The sequence below is a fragment of the Leptolyngbya sp. AN02str genome, from assembly GCF_050565595.1.
GTDB lineage: Bacteria > Cyanobacteriota > Cyanobacteriia > Elainellales > Elainellaceae > Kaiparowitsia.
In genome coordinates this window covers 13,820-32,741 of record NZ_JBNXVR010000012.1, presented here as the reverse complement: position 1 = coordinate 32,741, position 18,922 = coordinate 13,820, and the positions used below count along the sequence as shown (strand labels likewise).

Annotated in this window: 16 protein-coding genes and 1 pseudogene; 5 read left to right on the top strand and 12 right to left on the bottom strand. The window is 48.4% G+C overall.

What is annotated here, in order from left to right:
- Positions 1-11: 11 nt before the first annotated feature.
- On the bottom strand, positions 12-1,880 hold the full coding sequence (locus tag ACQ4M4_RS11195) for a DEAD/DEAH box helicase (protein WP_430684592.1): 1,869 nt from the start codon (positions 1,878-1,880) through the stop codon (positions 12-14).
- A gap of 136 nt (positions 1,881-2,016) precedes the next feature.
- Between ACQ4M4_RS11195 and ACQ4M4_RS11190 the strand changes: the two genes are divergently transcribed.
- Positions 2,017-2,409: a hypothetical protein gene (locus ACQ4M4_RS11190; protein WP_430684591.1), complete on the top strand. Its 393-nt coding sequence runs from the start codon at positions 2,017-2,019 to the stop codon at positions 2,407-2,409.
- Between the two features lie 167 nt (positions 2,410-2,576).
- Here the strand turns inward: ACQ4M4_RS11190 and ACQ4M4_RS11185 are convergent, their stop codons facing one another.
- From ACQ4M4_RS11185 to ACQ4M4_RS11135, 11 genes are all read right to left on the bottom strand, one after another.
- On the bottom strand, positions 2,577-3,224 hold the full coding sequence (locus ACQ4M4_RS11185; protein ID WP_430684590.1) for a GIY-YIG nuclease family protein: 648 nt from the start codon (positions 3,222-3,224) through the stop codon (positions 2,577-2,579).
- A 122-nt stretch (positions 3,225-3,346) separates the two neighbouring features.
- On the bottom strand, positions 3,347-3,967 hold the full coding sequence (locus tag ACQ4M4_RS11180; protein WP_430684589.1) for a Uma2 family endonuclease: 621 nt from the start codon (positions 3,965-3,967) through the stop codon (positions 3,347-3,349).
- 783 nt (positions 3,968-4,750) lie between these two features.
- Positions 4,751-4,981, bottom strand: coding sequence for a hypothetical protein (locus ACQ4M4_RS11175; RefSeq protein WP_430684588.1), 231 nt, complete (start codon positions 4,979-4,981; stop codon positions 4,751-4,753).
- Between the two features lie 289 nt (positions 4,982-5,270).
- Positions 5,271-8,807: a tetratricopeptide repeat protein gene (locus ACQ4M4_RS11170; RefSeq protein WP_430684587.1), complete on the bottom strand. Its 3,537-nt coding sequence runs from the start codon at positions 8,805-8,807 to the stop codon at positions 5,271-5,273.
- A 536-nt stretch (positions 8,808-9,343) separates the two neighbouring features.
- A complete protein-coding gene (locus ACQ4M4_RS11165; RefSeq protein WP_430684586.1) occupies positions 9,344-10,015 on the bottom strand; it encodes a hypothetical protein in 672 nt (223 codons plus the stop codon).
- 157 nt (positions 10,016-10,172) lie between these two features.
- Positions 10,173-11,810: a 3'-5' exonuclease gene (locus ACQ4M4_RS11160; protein ID WP_430684585.1), complete on the bottom strand. Its 1,638-nt coding sequence runs from the start codon at positions 11,808-11,810 to the stop codon at positions 10,173-10,175.
- The gene (locus ACQ4M4_RS11155; RefSeq protein WP_430684584.1) at positions 11,791-11,919 is read right to left on the bottom strand and encodes a hypothetical protein; all 129 of its coding nucleotides are present in this window, start codon (positions 11,917-11,919) and stop codon (positions 11,791-11,793) included. The genes ACQ4M4_RS11160 and ACQ4M4_RS11155 overlap by 20 nt, the downstream gene beginning before the upstream one ends.
- 38 nt (positions 11,920-11,957) lie before the next feature.
- The gene (locus tag ACQ4M4_RS11150; RefSeq protein WP_430684583.1) at positions 11,958-12,359 is read right to left on the bottom strand and encodes a type II toxin-antitoxin system VapC family toxin; all 402 of its coding nucleotides are present in this window, start codon (positions 12,357-12,359) and stop codon (positions 11,958-11,960) included.
- Positions 12,359-12,598 carry a DUF2281 domain-containing protein gene (locus tag ACQ4M4_RS11145; protein WP_430684582.1) on the bottom strand — a complete coding sequence of 80 codons (240 nt, stop codon included), beginning with the start codon at positions 12,596-12,598 and terminating at the stop codon, positions 12,359-12,361. The genes ACQ4M4_RS11150 and ACQ4M4_RS11145 overlap by 1 nt, the downstream gene beginning before the upstream one ends.
- Before the next feature lie 327 nt (positions 12,599-12,925).
- Complete coding sequence (locus ACQ4M4_RS11140; RefSeq protein ID WP_430684581.1) at positions 12,926-13,684, bottom strand: HIRAN domain-containing protein; 759 nt, start codon at positions 13,682-13,684, stop codon at positions 12,926-12,928.
- Entirely contained in the window at positions 13,681-14,592 is a 912-nt protein-coding gene (locus tag ACQ4M4_RS11135) for a HipA-like protein (protein ID WP_430684580.1), read from the bottom strand. Before ACQ4M4_RS11135 ends, ACQ4M4_RS11140 begins: the two co-directional genes overlap by 4 nt.
- 818 nt (positions 14,593-15,410) lie before the next feature.
- Here ACQ4M4_RS11135 and ACQ4M4_RS11130 point away from each other — a divergent pair.
- The 4 genes and pseudogenes from ACQ4M4_RS11130 to ACQ4M4_RS11115 all read left to right on the top strand — a co-directional run.
- Positions 15,411-15,659, top strand: a pseudogene (locus ACQ4M4_RS11130) (transposase); the annotation flags it as partial.
- A 44-nt stretch (positions 15,660-15,703) separates the two neighbouring features.
- A complete protein-coding gene (locus tag ACQ4M4_RS11125) occupies positions 15,704-15,934 on the top strand; it encodes a hypothetical protein (protein WP_430684579.1) in 231 nt (76 codons plus the stop codon).
- Between the two features lie 643 nt (positions 15,935-16,577).
- Positions 16,578-17,792, top strand: a complete 1,215-nt coding sequence (locus ACQ4M4_RS11120) for a hypothetical protein (protein WP_430684578.1) — start codon at positions 16,578-16,580, stop codon at positions 17,790-17,792.
- A gap of 111 nt (positions 17,793-17,903) precedes the next feature.
- Positions 17,904-18,578, top strand: coding sequence for a Zn-binding domain-containing protein (locus ACQ4M4_RS11115; protein WP_430684577.1), 675 nt, complete (start codon positions 17,904-17,906; stop codon positions 18,576-18,578).
- Positions 18,579-18,922 lie beyond the last annotated feature (344 nt).

Sequence of the window (18,922 nt, the reverse complement as noted above, 5' to 3'; positions counted from 1 at the left end):
GAGGCTCCTCATCATTGACTGGCCCCGACTACAGCATCTAACCGCTTTATAAATGCCGAGGCCCGATCGCCTGTCATCACCAACTGGTCGATCGCCCGAGTCATTCCCACATACAACAGCCGTGCCTCATCTTTTGGTGCTTCATGAGGATTGGGCAGGTAGCCCAAACCAGGGATGAACACCACCGGAAACTCTAGGCCCTTGCTACTATGCATCGTGACGAGCTTGATGCTGGCATGTACTGAATCGTAGTTTTCTGTCTGATTCAGCCAAGCGACAGGAATTCCTGCTTGCTCCAAGCGCTCGCCCACCTTCTCCGCCATCCACTTTGCCCGATACACCACCGCCATCTCTCCCCAGGCTGTACCACTCTCATAGAACTGCTGGGTACGTTGGGCGATGTAATCCGCTTCAGCACTGAAGCTTGGAAGTTTGATCAGCTGTGGTTTTGCACCATGTCGTCCTGCACTCTGGGGCTTGATCAGCACGGGGGCATCTTCACTCTCCTCAGTTGTTTCGAGTTGAGTCTGTTCTGGGGTCAGCCACTCCTGAGCAAAGGCATAGGCTAGAGACAGGATTTCCTGAGTGTTGCGGTAGTTGATTTTGAGGATAGTCGTGCGCCCTTGCGCCTGTACTCCGACACTCTTGAAGCTGAACTTTTGCGATCGCTGACGGTCGTAGATACTCTGGGCATCGTCGTACAGCACCAGCAGGGAATTGGTTTCAGGATCTACCATCTGTACCGTGAGCTTAAACCACCCTGGTTGAAAGTCATGGCCCTCATCAATCATCACGGCCCCATATTGGCCTGCGGGGATCTTCTGAGCATCTACTGCATCAATGACCCGCTGAACCAGGGCACCCGCATAGGCTTCTCCTTGAAACTGGTTTCGGCTGGGTGTTGGAATTCGGTACTCCTGCAACAGATCGGCACACCACTTATGGAAGCTGCGTACCGTTACCTGGCGATCGCCTATTCCTTTTTCCATAAGCAGGTATCGCAACCGAGCAGCCAGAGCCTTGTTGAAGCACAACACCAGAATTGGCTTGTTGAGTTCTTCGACTAGCTTCAAGCAACGGTAGACCAAAATCAGGGTCTTACCAGAGCCAGCTACCCCGTGAATGACCCGATGCCCTTCCCCTAGGCTGCGGGCCAGCTGCTCCTGCTGTAAGTCCATCACCTGAATCAGGTCGGGAACTGTGATGGATTCTGGCTCTGGGTTCGGCTCATCTGGCAAGAGGGAGAGCTGCACCCCAATCCGCACTTCGGGGAAGAGATGCCAGCGCACCCGATCAATTTGAGCTGCATTGAGAGGTTCCCCAAAACTGTACGTACAGAAGCTCCACAATCGTTCTTGAAACTCCAGCGGGTCTACGTCCTCATACATTTCGTCCTGGCAGATGACGAGATGGGGTTCCAGCACAGCTCCCATATCTGCGCTATCAAATTGTTTGCGGGTGAGGTTGGTCAAAATTAGCCCATAGCTGTAGGGACACACTAGCTTCCCTTGATGGCGTCCAGTTCCTTGCACCAGCAGCGGGTCTTGCTCTAGCAGTGAGGCGATCGCCAGGGCATAGCCTCGAGCCTGGTTCAGCGGGTTCTCAACTGTTTTGGTGCCATCAGGGAGGAGCAGCGTTACTTGATCGGGGTCAAGCTGCTGGATGGTGCTGAGCTTCCAGTCTTTAGCTTCGAGAACGATGATGCCCCGCTCAGGATGCAAGATGACGAAATCTGGGTGGAGACGTTTGCGACCAACGGGCACGTCATACCAGAGCAGATAATCATTTTCCAGCTTGGTTTCGAGTCGCTGAGCTAAGCGCCGTTCTCCAGGAGTCATGCGCTGGGCACACGTGCTAAGAGCTGGAATGATGGTTGCCATGGTGTAAGGGGCATTAGGATCTAGGTGAAGTATGCCCCAGCTCTTTGTCGGCAATGCAGAAAGCAGTAAAGTCCTTAGAAAAATTAAGCCAACAGAATCAGATGGGCACAATGAACAGGAAATCTTTTAAACTCTAATGCTGCAAAACTCACCTTTTCAAAAGCGGCCTGAGTGCGATCGTTGTCACTTCTACAGCCGCGATTCCCATCTCCATTGTGCCATTCACCCCCAAGGCGGTACGGGGGAGTGCTTTGATTTTCGGCACGACCCAGCAGCAGAGTCCCAGCACCAGGCATTCTTGGAGTGGGAGCGTGAGATGTGGGAGCCCAAGGGAGCCAGCTACTACAACGGTGAACTCATTTTGCAGTCTAAGTCTTCGCTGAGTGCACAAGAGCAGGAAGAGTTGTTAGACTGGCATCCCCTGTTTACCGGGCGATGTCCTGAGTGTGAAATGCCTATTCTGGCTCAAGACTCACCCCAAGTTCATTGGGACTGTGGCAATTGTGGGTGGAAAGATGATACGGTTTAACGCTTACTTCCTCAGGCTTAGGAGCGATCTGTATGTTGTGTTGACTTCTTGTTGGTCAAAGAGCGCCGTTTCAGGTGAGAGCAGCAATGGAGTTTCTTGTGTAACCGCAAACAAAAGTTGTCAAAGTTAAACAAGAAACTATCTTGATTTAAATTGTCGTTATATGGTCACAGCTGATCGATATAACTCAAAAGATTTGCTTCAGCTTTAAACCACTCTCCAGCTAATCTGATCTCATGAAATTGTTTATGTAGTGATTGTTCTAATTTGTGAGCGTCTTCGCTTCCTTCAACTTGTATTGACTTGATGAGTTTTAACTTCGCTGGACTGGATGTTTGGAGTGTCTTCAACCGCTTCGCTAAGTCTTTTGCTCGGCCTATCTTGATAGCATTGCTATCCTCATTTAGAACGAAGTAAATGAAATGACTTTGATGAGCCAGTTTTTCGCCATCAAGGGATATTGTTCTATTCCCTGGGGTAATCAGCCTTGTATTTGAGGCGGCCCAAGTTTTGACCCAACCACAGATCGCGTCGATGGTTAGCGTCTTGTGTACCCTGACTGGAATTAGCTCCCCGTCAATATTCAATATAAATCTCTTGGCACCTGCTCTACCTCTGGATGGCAGGTTACCGTTGTTGGGCAGCTTGGCTCGCTCAGACAAGGAACTGCAAATTTTCTTGTATGTATCTGGGAGTTTGGTCGGGATGCCAAACCTCTGGCGGTCTTCTGCTGTGACTTCTACCCAACTCCATCCCTTGTATGGGTCATTGGGATCCTTATCGATATAGATAGTATTCCAGTAGGTTCTGACCATATTCCCAATTAAATTTTGATAGCTCTCTTACAGCTTCGTGCTGTGGTAACGTGTTCTTCGTCCTGACTTAGCGTCTTAATTCGAGAAAAAGCTGCCTCCCAACTGTTGCATTTAAGCATCTGCTAGCTCCCTGCGGCAAATACCTGAGCAACGGTTAGGTTCAATTCTGGAAATGTTGGGGAGAGGATGCGATCGCCTGAGCGAAACTGTTGTAGCTCATACTCTCCATCCACCAAACAGCCAACTGTAAAGGTGGGCTGTTTGGGAGAGCCAATGTAGCGTCGTCCACCAAAGGCAGCATAATCCACCAGCCAAAGCTCTGGAATTTCAAGGGCTTCGTATTCTCCTAGTTTTGTGAAGTAATCGTCGCGCCAATTGGTCGAAATGACCTCTACGATGACTTTGATCGATTTCCCTAATGTCAAAATTGAGCCGCCTTCCCACTGAGGTTCATCAATAAGGGCTGGTGCATCTAGGACAATGACATCAGGTTCATAGCCTGATTCTTTATCGAGCGACCGCACAATGCATTCTTTAGGAATGAAGTAGGGTTGTGTTAATCGCTCGATTTCAATCCCCACTTTGAGGGCAATATATCCAGCGATCTGGGAGTGTTTTCCTCTCGGTTTTGGCATTTCAACAATGACCCCCCGATGGAGTTCGTAGCGATGTTCCGATGATTCTGGGAGCCACTCAATAAATTGGTCAAAACTAACAGGTGTTTCTAAAAATTGGGCTGTCATGGAAACCTCCTGGGGCTGCAAATCGCAATATTGCAGGAGTTGCAAACATTCTTTATTTTGGGCATTGCCACAATTGTATCAACTTCAAACTGGACGAGAACAGGCTGGCTGCTCGTCCTGCGGGTCCTTTCCAGTGGCTTTTCTGCCTTTTGCTTTTTTTATCGTGCACGCCTTGAGCAACTTCTTCGGCGTAGCGTTGATGGTTTAACTCCAATAACCGTTCATGTAGTGCTGCGAAGCACATCGAGCACTTCGCATCTTGCCGTTTCGCTGATGGTGAAGTGGATGCCTTGTTTTGTGGTGTGGAAATCGTGTCCTAAACTCAACCTTTTAGGGATTGAAACATGCTTCCGACAGCGTTGTCGGAAAGCTACGCCAAGCGATACTCATCTGCAAAGCCTTTAGGGGTTGATACCCTGCAACACTGCCAAAATATGGTTTTGCCTCATTTCAGCACTCAACTGAAAACATTTATAGGGGTTGCAACTGTTTAGCATCGTGTTGGTCGAAGCTTAAGGCCAGTAAGGTTTACCAAAGCTGACCCTCCTAAATCCTGCCGTAGGTGGTAGAGCAGATTGTATTGAGAAGAGCCTAGAGTGCAACGCATAGTCCTGGAAATGTGAAAAATATTTTGCGATCGGCTCTCGCCAGGAATCTTTGGGGATTCCTGACGGAGCCTACATTTTCTTTCATCAGTTGAGTTGGCCCCTTGTTTCCTCGGTTCCTAGAGGCTCGGTCCTTCTAAGAAACAGAATCATTGCGTGACAATCGGGTGTACGCTAGCTAACTCGACAGAGCAACGCTCAATGCGCCAAATCTGTGAGATAACGCTTGCCACCACAATTGCTCTGGTGCAAGGGAGGCGATCGCCTCTACCCCCCACCCTCGAAGAATTTGGCTCAGCAATCGAAGGCTGTGAACGAGGCTGTCTTCAACAATCAATTGCCCATTTACCAATTCAATCTTGGAACCCGCCGACCAAGCATGATAGTCAGCTAACAAGCTTGTAGTCATGAGGAGCGTCTCCAACAGCTAACTGTATTTGACTTGGGTAACCTCTTGATCTTAGGGGAACTACGCTAGCAGAGAAGGAACGCATCAGGCTGTAGCGAGGAATCCCCAAAGATTCCTCGCTACAGCCTGCCCGCAATCTTTTTGAGAACTCACGGCTGACGCGATCCTTCTCTGCATGACTCTCCATATCTGTAATTCTTGCTGCTCCATGAAAGCGGAAAGCAGTCGTCTTCTGAATTCTCTCTCGTTTAGAAAACGGGAGAGAATTCAGGGCGCACATAGAGACCTTTCACAATCCATTGCCAATTAAGATAAAAGGTGCCCAGTAATAGGGATGCGCTAAATCATTACTTTGGGAAAGGGGCTGTCCAGTTCGGGCGTCAATGATACTCACAGTAGCGCTCCTTTCACCTTCTATCACAGATTGATTGCTAGTAATCAAAGCGATTTGCGCTCGTTGTAGGGCTTCGGTTTTGGTATAGCCATTGCGTAGGGCCGCATAGAAGGCGTCCATTAACACTTGGGTACCACCATCATTGACTCGCCAGAGGGAGGCGATCGCTGCGGCTGCCCCTGCTTGTTGCATGAGATAACCAAAACCCAGAATTTCGGCACCTGTGCCCAGGCCGCCCCCCAACCCGGTTTCGCAAGCACTGAGCACCACCAGTTCCACCCGGTTGAAGCGTCCTCTCCAAGCCTCGCTGTTCAGTTCTTGGAGGGACAGGCGATCACCATTACCAAACAGGATGAAGGAATCAGCCGAAGAGCCAGGAACAAAGGCCGCGTGAGTGGCTAGATGCACAATGGTGTGACTATCCATGATCGGTTCGACCCGCAGGCGGCTGAAGCTATCGTTCATGAGTTGAGTCGTCCCAGGAAAGGCCGCGGCTAGGTTTTCTACTTCTGCCCCAGCAAAGGGTAACCCATCAAAGGAAAAAGAGCGTTGCCCAATCTGGAAGTTAAAAACTCCTTCGCTAAAGGCGGCAGCCAGGATCCGAGGGGTGGTACTGGGTCGCAGGGTGAAGTTCTGTAGACTGGCTGAGGTGATGTGGTTGATACGGTAGGACTCAATCAACCATTGGTTGCCATCGTGCAGCGCGGCGATAGGCACGTAGCGTAATGCACCATCAGGGGCATAGAGAATGGTTTCCGCTCCAATGGCTTTTAGGTCGTTGGCCATGGGGGCCATCAACCAGGTGTAGAGTCGTTGGGCGACGGGACGAAGCTCGCTTGTGGGGTCATTCAGTGCTTGACGAAATTCCACGATAGCAGCGTTGAGTTCGGCAGCGCCAACCGGGACGGAATAGCGGGCGGGTTCACTAAAAGGGGTAACGAGGATGATCTCCAGTCGGTCTTCCAGGATCAGCGGATAGATCAGCACAACCCTCTGATCAATGGCGCGTAAGCTTTGTTGCAAGTTTATGAATTCATCAGCACGAGCCAAGAAGTCTTGCTCCTGGGGGCTAGCATCGAGTTGAGCAACTAGGGCTCGAATTTCGGGACGATTGAGAAAGCCCTGGAAGTCGGCGGCCAGTTCTCGTTGAGTCGTGTCCAGTTCGCTGAGGCGCTGGAGTTGGGCATCGGAGAGTTGGTTGGGAGGAATATTGCGCAGTTGGGCCAGTTCATAGCCGATAGCAATGACGCGGTTGCTGATTTCGTGTTCCGGGTAGCGTAGGTCAATCCCACTCTCGGTCTGAACGGTACTGCGAACGCCGAGCAAGTAATCATCCAGCTCCTGCACCCGCAATAGGTCGAGGACGCGTTGGGCCTCGAGGATGCGGTTTTGCTGGAGAAGTAAATCGGCTAATTCTCGGTAGTCGTTAGCGATGGTTTCGGTGTAAGAATGTTGTTGTTCTTGGGATAAGTCACGAATATCGGCTCGGATGGCTTCTCGGATATTGACAGACTGTTTATAGAAGACAATGGCAAGCTCAGGCTGGCCTTGTGCCGCCAAGAGTGCACCGATATGACTTAGCCAGCTGCCTTCTGAAGCTCGAGCGCCAATCTCCTGAGCAATCGCTAACGCCTGCTGATACCTCTCAAGTGCCTGCTGATATTGCCCTAACTTCCCATAAGCATTTCCTAAACTACCCAGCGCAGTTCCTTCTCCATAGCGAGCACCCGTCTCCAGAACAATTGCCAGTGCTTGCTGATAATAGTCAATGGCTTGTTGATATTGGCCCAATGCGCCATAAGCATGGCCTAGTCCGATCAGTACACTTCCTTCTCCATCACGAGCGCCTGTTTCCCGAGCAATGATGAGGGCTTGCTCATGGTAGTCAATGGCTTGTTGATATTGGCCCAATGCGCCATAAGCATAGGCCAACCCACTGAGTGCCCCCCCTTCTCCATCACGAGCGCCCGTTTCGTGGGTAATGGTGAGGGCTTGCTGATAATAGTCAATGGCTTGTTGGTACTGTCCCAACGCACCGTAAGCATGGCCTAGGCCAACCAGGGTACGCCCTTCTCCATATCGAGCCCCTGTTTCTCGAGTAATGGTGAGGGCTTGCTGATAATAGTCAATAGCTTGCTGATATTGGCCCAATGCACCATGAGCATCCCCCAATCCACTGAGTGCCCCCCCTTCTCCGTCACGAGCGCCTATTTCTCGAGCAATGATGAGGGCTTGCTCATGGTAGTCAATGGCTTGTCGATATTGGCCTAATCTATCGTATGCATAGGCCAAGCCACTCAGCGTGCGCCCTTCTGCATCGCGAGCGCCTGTTTCTCGAGTGATGATGAGGGCTTGCTCATGGTAGTCAATGGCTTGTCGATATTGACCCAAACCACCATAAGCATAAGCTAAACTACCCAGCGTACGCCCTTCTCCGTCACGGGCGCCTGTTTCTCGAGTAATGGTGAGGGCTTGCTGATAATAGTCAATGGCTTGCTGATATTGGCCCAATCCACTGTAAGCATTCCCCAACCCGCTGAGTGCCCCCCCTTCTCCGTCACGAGCGCCTATTTCTCGAGCAATGATGAGGGCTTGTTCATGGTAGTCAATGGCTTGTTGATATTGGCCTAATGAAGCATAAGCATAGGCCAAACTACCCAGCGTACGCCCTTCTCCGTCACGGGCACCTGTTTCTCGAGTAATGGTGAGGGCTTGCTGATAATAGTCAATGGCTTGCTGATATTGGCCCAATGCACCATAAGCATCCCCCAATCCACTGAGTGCCCCCCCTTCTCCGTCACGAGCGCCTATTTCTCGAGCAATGATGAGGGCTTGTTCATGGTAGTCAATGGCTCGTCGATATTGGCCTAATCCACTATAAGCACGGCCTAGGCCAACCAGGGTACGTCCTTCTCCATCGCGATCGCCCGTTTCCCGCACAACCACAAGCGCTTGCTCATATACATCAATGGCTCGTTGATATTGACCCAAAGCACTGTGAGCATGGCCTAGCTCGATCAGGGTACGCCCTTCTCCATAACGGATGCCTTCTTCTCGAACCACGAAAAGCGCTTGCTCATATACATCAATGGCTTGTTGATACTGGCCCAACATGCTGCGAACATGGCCCAGCCTGAACAATAAGTCTCCTTCTCGCCAACGAGATTGTTGGGTAAAGGCCGCTTGAACCGCCGGATCTTGATAGAGTTCCAGTGCCTGTTGCCAGGATTGTATCGCTTCTAGAAACTGGCTTACCTGAGATTGTTGAATGCCTTGCTGAAAAAGGCGATCAGCCTGGACAAGGCGATCCGCGGCAGTGTTTTGGGATGGAATTTCCTGAGCATGGCCCAATTTTGGAATCAATACCGTGCTGGCAGGTGCGGCAATGAGAAGCAGCAAAAATATCACCGAGAACGGAGGATACGGTTTCATGGGGCAACCTGAAACAAGGATGGAGACCTTCTAGAGCATATCTAGTCAGCCAGGATTCTTCACCTATGCGATTGGGGGGCGATCGCTTTTGCCTCACAAAGACTTCGTTGTGGCGTTAGCCATGATGTCTGTGTGTCGTATCTTGAAGGCTCGCAACTTACTGCTAGAGCTTAAGCCCTACAAGCGTTCCAACGACTTTTGCGTAATGGATAGCACAACAAGCGGGGGGTCAGCTTTTCCCCACTCAAATAGCGATTCACGGTGTCATGACTGAACGCTTGTAGGTGCTCTGCTAGGTGAGTCAGCGTAAAGTTGGTCTGACTACTGAGTAAGTATTGGCAATAGTCCAGTTTGCTAAAGCTCATACAACGGCGATCGCGCTCAGCACTGAACTTAATGTACGGCTGATTCTCTATCTTGGCTAGACCCTACATATAGCGCGCCTGCGTAAGTCCTGATTCGGTTAAATACTGTAGAGGGGTTTCCTCCCTCGCTTTAAGCCAAGACGATTTGGCCTAACGGCTAGATTCAACCATTCAATTACCGGATGGGGTATTCGCTGACGTTGCCAGGCCTAACCCTCCAGAAAACGTGGCAACCACTGGGTTATGGTCACTTAAGTCCTCCCAGGCGGGTGAGGCGAATATCTCACACTTGTCGAGATAGCGATACCAGGCAGTTGGGACAAAGATGCCATCACAGTGATAAGGCACTGTTTTGTCTTGACTCCAGCGCAACGTTTGAGGCAGATCCCGATTGGGGTTAGCAGCTTGCCAGCAGCTCATCAAGCCAAACTCTTTGCGTAAGCGCTCGAGCAGCCACAGGTCATTGTCGTTGCGCGACTCTTTGGGATGGCGCACACCAACGGTTAAGTTGAAATCTCCGCCAACTACTAGATCCGCGTCGTCTGGCAGTGTCGCAATCCAATCGAGGATGCGATTGACAGAAGGTTTGTAGGGGGCAGGAGCATGGATACTAAAGATGCGCAGCTTCCTCTGTTGAATCGGTAGCCACCCAAAAGCCTCTACTTCGACTCCAACCACTGCACCCTCAAACTCAGGCACCGCGATCGCCCTAACCGAACCTGAGCGTACGAAGACGGCACTGCCCCAGGTATTATTCCCAACGTTAGTCCAGTGAACCTGATGCTGGTAGGTTTGCCAAAATTGGCTCGTGACGTACTGCTCGGGGCAACAGGTTTCTTGCACCAGGAAAATGTCGGGACTAGCAACCTCAAACAGCTGCTTTCAGTGGACACGTTGCCCTGCTTTTCCGCCAAGTCGAAGATTATAGGTTGCAATTTTCAATGTCGCTTCTGTCAAGGAATTCGTGAATCACTGGGAGCGTCAAGTTGCTGGTCACTTTTTAATTTTCCCCTGATTGGCTCAAAAATCGACTGATGGTGCCTTCCCATGTGATGAACAGTTCATCTCTAGCCCGTGTCAAGCTGACATAGAGGAGTTGCCTTTCTCTTGCATAGATATCCTTGTGGAATTGAGCATCGGATGTTTGATTAAGAATGTACTTCAATGGCATCTGATCATCCGATACGTTCACGACAAACACTGCCTTGAATTCCAACCCCTTTGCCCGGTGCATAGTTCCGAGATTCACGGCTGCATTACGAGCGACGCCCTTGCGCAGATTGTGGCACGTTAATCCTGCTTGCTTGAAGGTGTCCTCCAGATCTGAAACGGACTTATTGGTTCGAGCAAAAATTGCAATTTCATCTGGTGCGAGGCCTTCCTGGATAAGCTGCTGGATCTGCTGAAGCAAGAACTCCTGCTGCTCTTTTGGGCTATTAAAGCCCTTCATGACCGGATGGGGACCGCTTAGAAGGCTAATAGTTCCCCGTCGGTTCTCTTGCCCACCATCTAGGTCGTCGCGCTCAGGACCCAACATGGCGTCAGCAAACTGTCGAATTTGTTCGGTTGTGCGGTAGTTGATGCGGAGGATGTGCGATCGCCCCCGCACGTCAATCCCTAATGCTTTTAAGCTAAAGGGGGTGCTATAGATGCGCTGGCCTCCATCGCCAAACAGAGTTAGGGAGTCTGCTCCATTGCCTGCCAGGGCGGATAGGAGCATGATTTCCTGTGGACGCAGATCCTGCAGTTCATCGACGATGACGGCATCAAAAGGGCTACGGATGGTGTCTGTCGCCACCAGCTCTCGGGCCTGCCGACAAATGGAAGGATAATCCATACAGCCTTTGTCGTGAAGGGTTGCAAACACTTGTTCGAAGATTTGCCAAACTTGTTTGCGCTCCTTGACGGTGAGCGAGAAGCCTCTGCCGATGCGATTTGCGTTGCGGTAGCTATCCCAGGAAGTGATTCCTTGATCTTGAATAACCACCTCCCACTCGGTTTTGAGAAGTTCTGGCTTTAAAGGACACACATCAGGATTGTGATATTCATCAATGAGCTGCCAAACCTCATCATTGGTAATGGGATAGAGTTCAGGGTGGGTAGTTTTGGCGAGGGCTAATCCCTGGCTATGCACCGTCGCAACCGTGATGAGCGATCGCTCTTCCGGTGTGCAAAGCAGCTTGAGATTTCGCTCGATGTTCTCGCAGAGCGTAGAAACATAGCTCGTTAGAAAGACGCGTTTACCCTGACGAGCGAGATGCCGAGCCCGATGCATGGCTACGACCGTTTTGCCGGTGCCAGCCGAGCCTGAGATTTTAACGGGTCCTTTAAAGCTGCCGGTGGCCAGCTTTTGTTGAGAGGGATGGAGAAACGCCACCCAGGTTGCCAGAGGAGCCTCCAGCATCTTGATGAGGTCATCGTTGCTCTCGAGGACAAAGAATCGACGCTTGGTATCCTGGCTTGCGGTGATGGGTTGATTGGTCGCAATCACAGCGGGGGGCGTGACAAATTCACCCTCTGTCAATTTGAGCAGCCGCTCGGCAACATCATCCGGCAGCTTGGGAATGGCGATCCAGATCTCATCAATCGTCTGAATTTTGCGAATGGTGGGAAGCCAGTTAGCGTCGAACCATGCCAACAGCTTCAAAAATATTGAATTGAGATATTTTGGCTTCCAGGGCTTCCAGGTCTGGGTTGTTGATAATAAATTTTTCAAGAATTGCTCGTTGTTCTTGATCCAATGTCATATTGTCAACTTCCACAGAATTGATTAACAAGTGAACGCTTACCAAATGGTTTGGACATTTTGCAACGCCTGGATTCGATGGTCGCGGGTAATGAGTGGTAAGTTCAGGTGTAGGGCAGTTGCGGCGATGATGCGGTCGGGCATTTCGGGAACGGTGGCGCGATCGATTTGCGGGATGATTTGAGCAATCGCCAGATCTAACGCAACAATGGCAAAACTGGTATTTGAATCAGTGAGTGCCTGAATGAGTTGCTCGAAAGCTGATTCAGGAATTCGGTTTCTCTCCACTAGATAAGTGATTTCGATCAAAGAAATGGAGGCGAGATAAATGGTACTGCCTGCTTGAACCGTTTGGTCGAGAGTAGCGATCGCAGTTTCAGAGAGCCTACTGGAGCCGCGTAAGTACCAGATTAGAGTGTGAGTATCGGCAACAACAGCCATTATTCAGAAAACTCCCTCGGGAAATTGCCCCACATCTCATGACGGGCTTCAGCAATGACCTCTTCTGTAATCTGGATATTTTGATCTGCCCAAAGTCCTTTAAGGCTACGACGAGGTTGTTTTGGAACTATTTTTTCTCGGAGAAATTCAGCAAAGTCTAGAACTTCCTGTTGTTTGTCGGGAGGAAGTTGGCGCAGGTTTTCGAGAATGGCTTGTTCCAGGTTAGCAATGCTTTGCATAGGTCAAATCTCCGCTGTGCTTGTTACTAGCTTAGAACAGTTCTCCTTGTAGGGGTTCTGCCTCACTAGGCTGGGCTGCGCTAGAGGCGTTAGAGTTGATTAACACGTGAATGCCTATCATTAATGTTGTTTTCTGAGAGGGATTGCCTCAATTTTTTAGGAGCATTTGAAGGTTAGTAGAGCTTTGCGTTGGGTCAATCTCCGCTGAGCTTGTGCCTAACTTAAAATAAGCCCCTTTAGCAAGCGAACGCCCCTTTTCGTGGGCGGTTTTGTGGATGGTGCTGCAGGGCCTTATTGGGTGGGGTGAAATCACGGCCAACTTGTTTTTTACGCGATCGCACCAAACTCATCTTTGGTTAATGGTTGATAGATGGGGCTGGAGAAAGGCTGAAAACCTTCTGACCAGGCAGCGGTCAAGCTACAGAGCAAACGGAATTGGATTGGGGTGGGAGGAGGATTGACACGCTCTACAGTCACGTTCACCTGTTGAGGAAACTGGCAGATGAGTTCAAAGAAATCTTGGGTGAGATAGCGAGGGCAGTAGCCAACGAAGTGCAAGTCTTCTGTTCTGAGGACTAAAGCACGAGAATCGAACCGATTTTGAAGGTCATGGGTTACGAGTAATGGGGTGCCGGGCTGAAGAAACTGAACATACTGCTGAATGGCTTCGGGGAAGTAGCGCAATCCGTGGGCAAAGAAATGGATGTGATAATTCCCTTGCTCGTCTCGCTCTGGGCAGGGAAAAACCTCAAAGCTATCGGTCTTGCGCCGACCGCCGCTTCTAGCTAACAGGGCGATTGGATCGTCTTGTTGCTCAGGAATGTTAAGCCACTGCACAAAATCTTGATAGTCGGGACGGGACGGACGGAGAAGGCGATTCGCAAAAAGAGGAAAAAGTTCGACAGAACTGTAGGTGTGATAGAACTCAGGAAATGCCCAGAGAGGCTGAAAGTTCGACTTTTCCCTAGCTTCGAGGGCTCCCTGAAGATAGCTGAACTGATATAGACCTCCCTCATGAGTGAGCTTCCCGACTGGAAACCAGGTTCGGGAGGTTGGGTCTTGCCACGCTAGAAATAGGGTTTTCAAGTCAAGTCCTCTTGTAAACGCAATAGCCTGCTTCTATTAATTTCGAGCATCTGGTACCCGAATTCTAGAGCAACTGGCGAGATTCGACTGCTTGGGATTTGCTGAAGGAGGTCTTTCACCTCTTGTAGTGAGATATTGGCTAATTGATTGAGCCATACCTTGGCTGATCGGGGGTATTGATGGGCGATCGCTGCAAAGACACCAAACGTCAACATTGGTCGTCTATCGCTTTCCTGCCGGTAAAAGGCGGATCTGGATTTTTCAGCATACTGTTTAACGGTTTGCTGCTGTAGTTTCTCCTGTCGTTTAGTATCCAGTAATTCCCGTCCCAAGCAAGAAGCATGATCATAGGTGGGAGCGAGATGGGGGACTCCCTGAGGTAACTGAACAACAAAGCCCCAGTTTTCGTGATGGCGATCGCCATTACCAATCCAGGCATCAAGGAGCAGGTAGCCTACAAAAGCGGAGATGGCTTCAGTAATACCGGGGGGTGGGGTCCAGTTGAGTGGGAGTTGCAAGCCCGGTCTTTTGAGGGCTTCCAGGACGATGGAGACGGTATGTTGGGAAAGACGGTATCCTTGATTTCTGGGGTAGCTCGATGCCAAGCCAGCCAGAATATCGTTGCCATGGATCAGTGCAGTATTTTCGGGCAAAAAATTCGGTGAAATGATCCCAGGCTCCTCCTGCCATACCGCCAGTTCATAGGTCGCATGAGGCAATTCTAGTAATTGAGCCAGTTCAGCCGCAATTTTTTCTGCCCAGTCTTCGCCCGTATTGGGGCGAGCTTGCTTAAAGAGGCAATTCCCAAATTCTGGATGCTGGAACCAAAATTTGAATTTGGTACCCATCGCTTCTTCTGCTTCAGCAGCATCTACTGGAACCTCAAAGATTGGAAAGTGGTTGCTCATTAAAATAAGTTACCCTGCATTGGTTCCTCTGAGTCTGCTTTAAAAGGTTTAGCTTTACTTGCTGCCTTTTTCCCTTGCCTTTTGCCTTCTTCTTATGTGCAAACCTTGGGCAACCTCTTCGGCATACCGCTGATGGCTCAACTCCAGCAACCATTAATGAAGTGGTGCGGAGCACATCGAGTCCTTCGCGTGTTGCCGTTCCGCTGATGGTGAAGCGGATGCCTTGTTTAGTGGTGTGGAAATTGCGCCCTGAATCGAGGTCTTGCCAATTGTAGACATTCGCTAACTCTCGTCTATCTCACATACACTCTCGCAATTTCTGAATATCGTCTGCTGCTTCATTGGAATCATGGAAGCGGTTGTAGGTTTTGGTCAGCTCTTTCTGGCGATCGCGCGATCAGCGTCACTGGCTCAAGTAATACGCATGGTAGAGGGAATCGGCTGTCTTCAAAATAAAGCGACCCATCCACCAGTTCTGGGAACACTGCATCTTTAGTAGCCAAATTGTGCCCAGAACTCAGTCAGCGTTAACTGGCTACTTCAACACTGATCAGCCATCAAACCCTCAAAAATATTTTGAGGTTATCTGAGAGTGTGAAAAATATTTTTTGCCCGGCTCTCGCCAAGAATCTTTGGGGATTCCTAGCGGAGTCTGCATTTTATTTACCTTGATTAAGGATGGCCTCTATAGAACCCATTTGGGATCTTCAATGGCGAGCTAGGATAGGAAATAAATGCCATACTCCAGCAGCTTAACTGACAAAGAGTGGGAACTCATCAAATCCTTGTTGCCCTAGAAGAAGCAAACTCGCCCCCCTCGCTGGAGCAAACGACAAATCCTGGACAGCATTTTCTATCAACTCAAAAACGGCTGCAATTGGTGTGACTTGCCGAAAGACTTGCTCTCCTACTCTACGGTCTTCTGGCACTACAAACAATGGCGCTCGGAGGGTGTCATCGACCGCATCTTGACAACGTTACATGGACAAGTGCAAGCAAAAGTAAAAAAAACGAAATGGGCGCGTCTGCTCGTCATTGATTCACAAGCGGTCCAAAAACACTTGTAACGCCAGTATTGACTCCAAAGGATTTTGTCACTACAAGTGCACTAATGGCATTAAAACGTCACCTTGCCATTGATAATTTGGGATTTCCGTTCTTCACCCATCACACCAAAGCCAATGTTTCAGATGATCAAGGCTTGATTGAACCGTTGAGCCGCAATCTGGATTACTTTCGTGTTAACCCCATCAACGTCCCGAAAGTCACGATTCTGTTGAACCACGGCTATTTCCCGACAAGCTCATTGCTGCCTTGCAGCAACTCTACCTGCGGATTATGACGAAAGTTCGCAGGTAGAGTTACTCCGAAGCCGATCAAGAAGCAAAAGGCGTCATAGGGAAAAACTGTGTTTGTTCCCAGAGAATTCGATGGGTAGTGGAACGGTCGAATGCCTGGATGGGGCGGTGCAAGAGTTTAGCCAAGAACTTTGAGCGAACACTTGACCATGCCACAGCCAAGCTCGACCTGTGCTTTTTCCGATTAATGCTCAAGCGGTTAACAAGTTCATAGACCCCAAATGGTTTCTATACAGTAGCAAAGAAGGGATAGCTTTGAAAATCTACATTTTTTTTCCAGGATATCATCCTCACAATCTCCACATATTTCCTTTCTATTATTCAAATAGGAACTTTATCGTCTACAAGTATTTTGCTGAAATGAGCTAGTATATTCCCTGAAAATTTTACTGAGAAAAATTTTAAAAAGTATTGTGTAGTTTATCAAGGTGAGATATGTTGCAGTTTTTGATTCTTCAAAAAAATACATGCTAGTAAAAATTGATTTGAAGTTTATTTTTAAAGAGAGTTCATGGAGGTTTGGGAGCTAGGAGAATGAGCTCTGTGGGTTGGTAGTGATATCTATATAGCAAGGTTAAATCTGAGGCAAATTAATAACTGTAAAATCGAAAGAGGCAAAAAATGCAAATGAAAGAGTCTGGCTCAACAAGAAATTTTTTACAAGAATCTCGCAGTATTTCAGGGAGTGTTGGGTTGATGAATCAATTATTGAAATCGAGAAAAAATCGCCTTAAGAAAGACGGAGGAAACTCTTTATATTGGGGAGCTTTTACTATCCTTGTGGGATTACTCGTTATAGCTTTTGGCTTGTTTCTAGAAACCATAGAGGTATTCAGTAACTTAAAGCTTGGATCTTTTTTGAACACAGTTGGAACAACTGTGTTTACAATGGGATTCTTTCAAATAATTCTCGATTTGAAGAGCTGGAGAAATTATTTTGAAGAACGAGTCGTGAGTGTATTTAAAAAGCAAGATTTCTTAAATGACTTAAGCGAAGATGAACTAATGGAGATTCAAATTAATGCTCTCAGAGCTTATTTTCAAGACGATGGCATAGCGAGAGAGGGAAGTTTCTTTCAGTACTATAAGAGACATATACAGCGCCTTATAGAAGAGCCTTATCGTGAAGATGTTCACTTTTCTTTAGTTGTGCACGATGAATGCTCTGATAGCTTCACAATGACAGTCTCACTCTTTGTTAGCTATGTTTGTAGAAGAGGTAGTAATGGCTGTATTCAACCAAACATTCTCTGGAGTACTCATAGAAAAGAGATTTCGGAGCTAGAGTATTTTGAGATTCAATTACAACATTTTGAAGATAAGTCTTTACCCAGGTTGCCAGCATTAAATTTCCATAAAATCTCTTGGTACGAGGAATTTTCTTCTAAGTTGGGTGAAGCTGATGGAAGCTCAAAAAAATGTGAAAAATGCCCTCAGGGATGTTCGCTAAGCAAAGTTTTTTTGAATAAGCCAGAAGCTGAGATAGTTCATCTTTGTAATAATCAGAATGAGAATAATGAAGAGATAGGATTTTGCTATCCTTTGAGTGAGAAGTATAAACGTCTTGACAGATTGCATGTGACTATCCAAGCAAAGTATACTGTGCCAATTGCAGACTTAAGGATTTTTAAGATGCATTTTCTATCGAAAAACGTTACCTTCTCTATTCATTATCCTGACAAGTTTGAATTAGATTTCTACTCATTTGGAATCTTTAAGGATCTGCTGATGATATCCCAAGAAGAGTCTTACTCCCGTTATTACTACGATTCCTGGATGCTGCCTGATAGTGGGATTGTTTGGAGGCTTAAGAGCAAACAGTCGCTTGCAGCTGAATACTAAAATATCATAGCTGCTCTGAAGTCTAAAGATACCTGTAATGTCTTGCTAATCGAACCGACAAACATTCCACCTGAATCAGCAGAGTCATTCCTAACAACATTGCAGTATGCTTTGGAACGCGCCATCCAAGCAGTTTATACCTTAGAAGAAGACGAGCTAGCCTCTGAGCGTCTTGGCCAGGGACGATACCTACTTTTCTGGGAGGCCGCAGAAGGAGGAGCGGGTGTGCTTTCCCAAATTCTCGAAAACCCGAAAGCCTTCCAGAAACTAGCTGATGAAGCGCTCGACATTAGCCACTTTCATCATGAGAAGGAAAGCTGCACGCAAGCCTGCTACGAGTGTCTCTTGTCTTACCGCAACCAATTCGACCACCCATTACTCAACCGTCACTATATCCGTGCTTATTTGGAAGATCTCCACACAGTGACAATCTATCGCGCTGCACAGGGAGTATCGTACGAGGAACATTATCAACAGCTACGGGCACAAACTAATCTAGCCTCAGAACTTGAGCGGAAGTTTCTGGACGAGCTCTATAAGCAGGGAATCAAGTTGCCTGATACTGCACAAGAGCTAATCCCAGATGTGAATGTCAAGCCAGACTTCCTCTATCGAGACAAGAAGGTTGCTATTTTCTGTGATGGCTCAGTTCACGATACCCCAGAACAGAAGGAGCAGGATAGAATCCAGCGCGACAATCTGAAATTTGTAGCAGGCTACCGGGTCTTATGTTTTATATATGACGAAGACTGGACGAGTAAGCTGTCTGTGCTAGCTTCCCTTTAATAGACTGGCTACTGTATCCACCAATTCTGGGCACACTGCATCTTTAAAACTCGAATTGTTCCCAGAACTTGCTTCATGCAAACGGCACATGTCAACACCAATCACCTGGCAATACCTATTAAACCCTCAAAATATTTTGAGTTCATCTGTGAATGTAAAAAATATTTTATGCCCAGCTCTCGCCAGGAATCTTTGGGGATTCCTGACGGAGCCTGCAATTTATTTGCCTTGATTAAGGATGGCCTCTATGACCTCCTCGCACGGCATGGCTAGTTTGTTGAAAAACCTGAGTTTTGGATAAGCTGAAGTGCCCATTTTTGCATGCGCAACGCGCACGCAAAAAT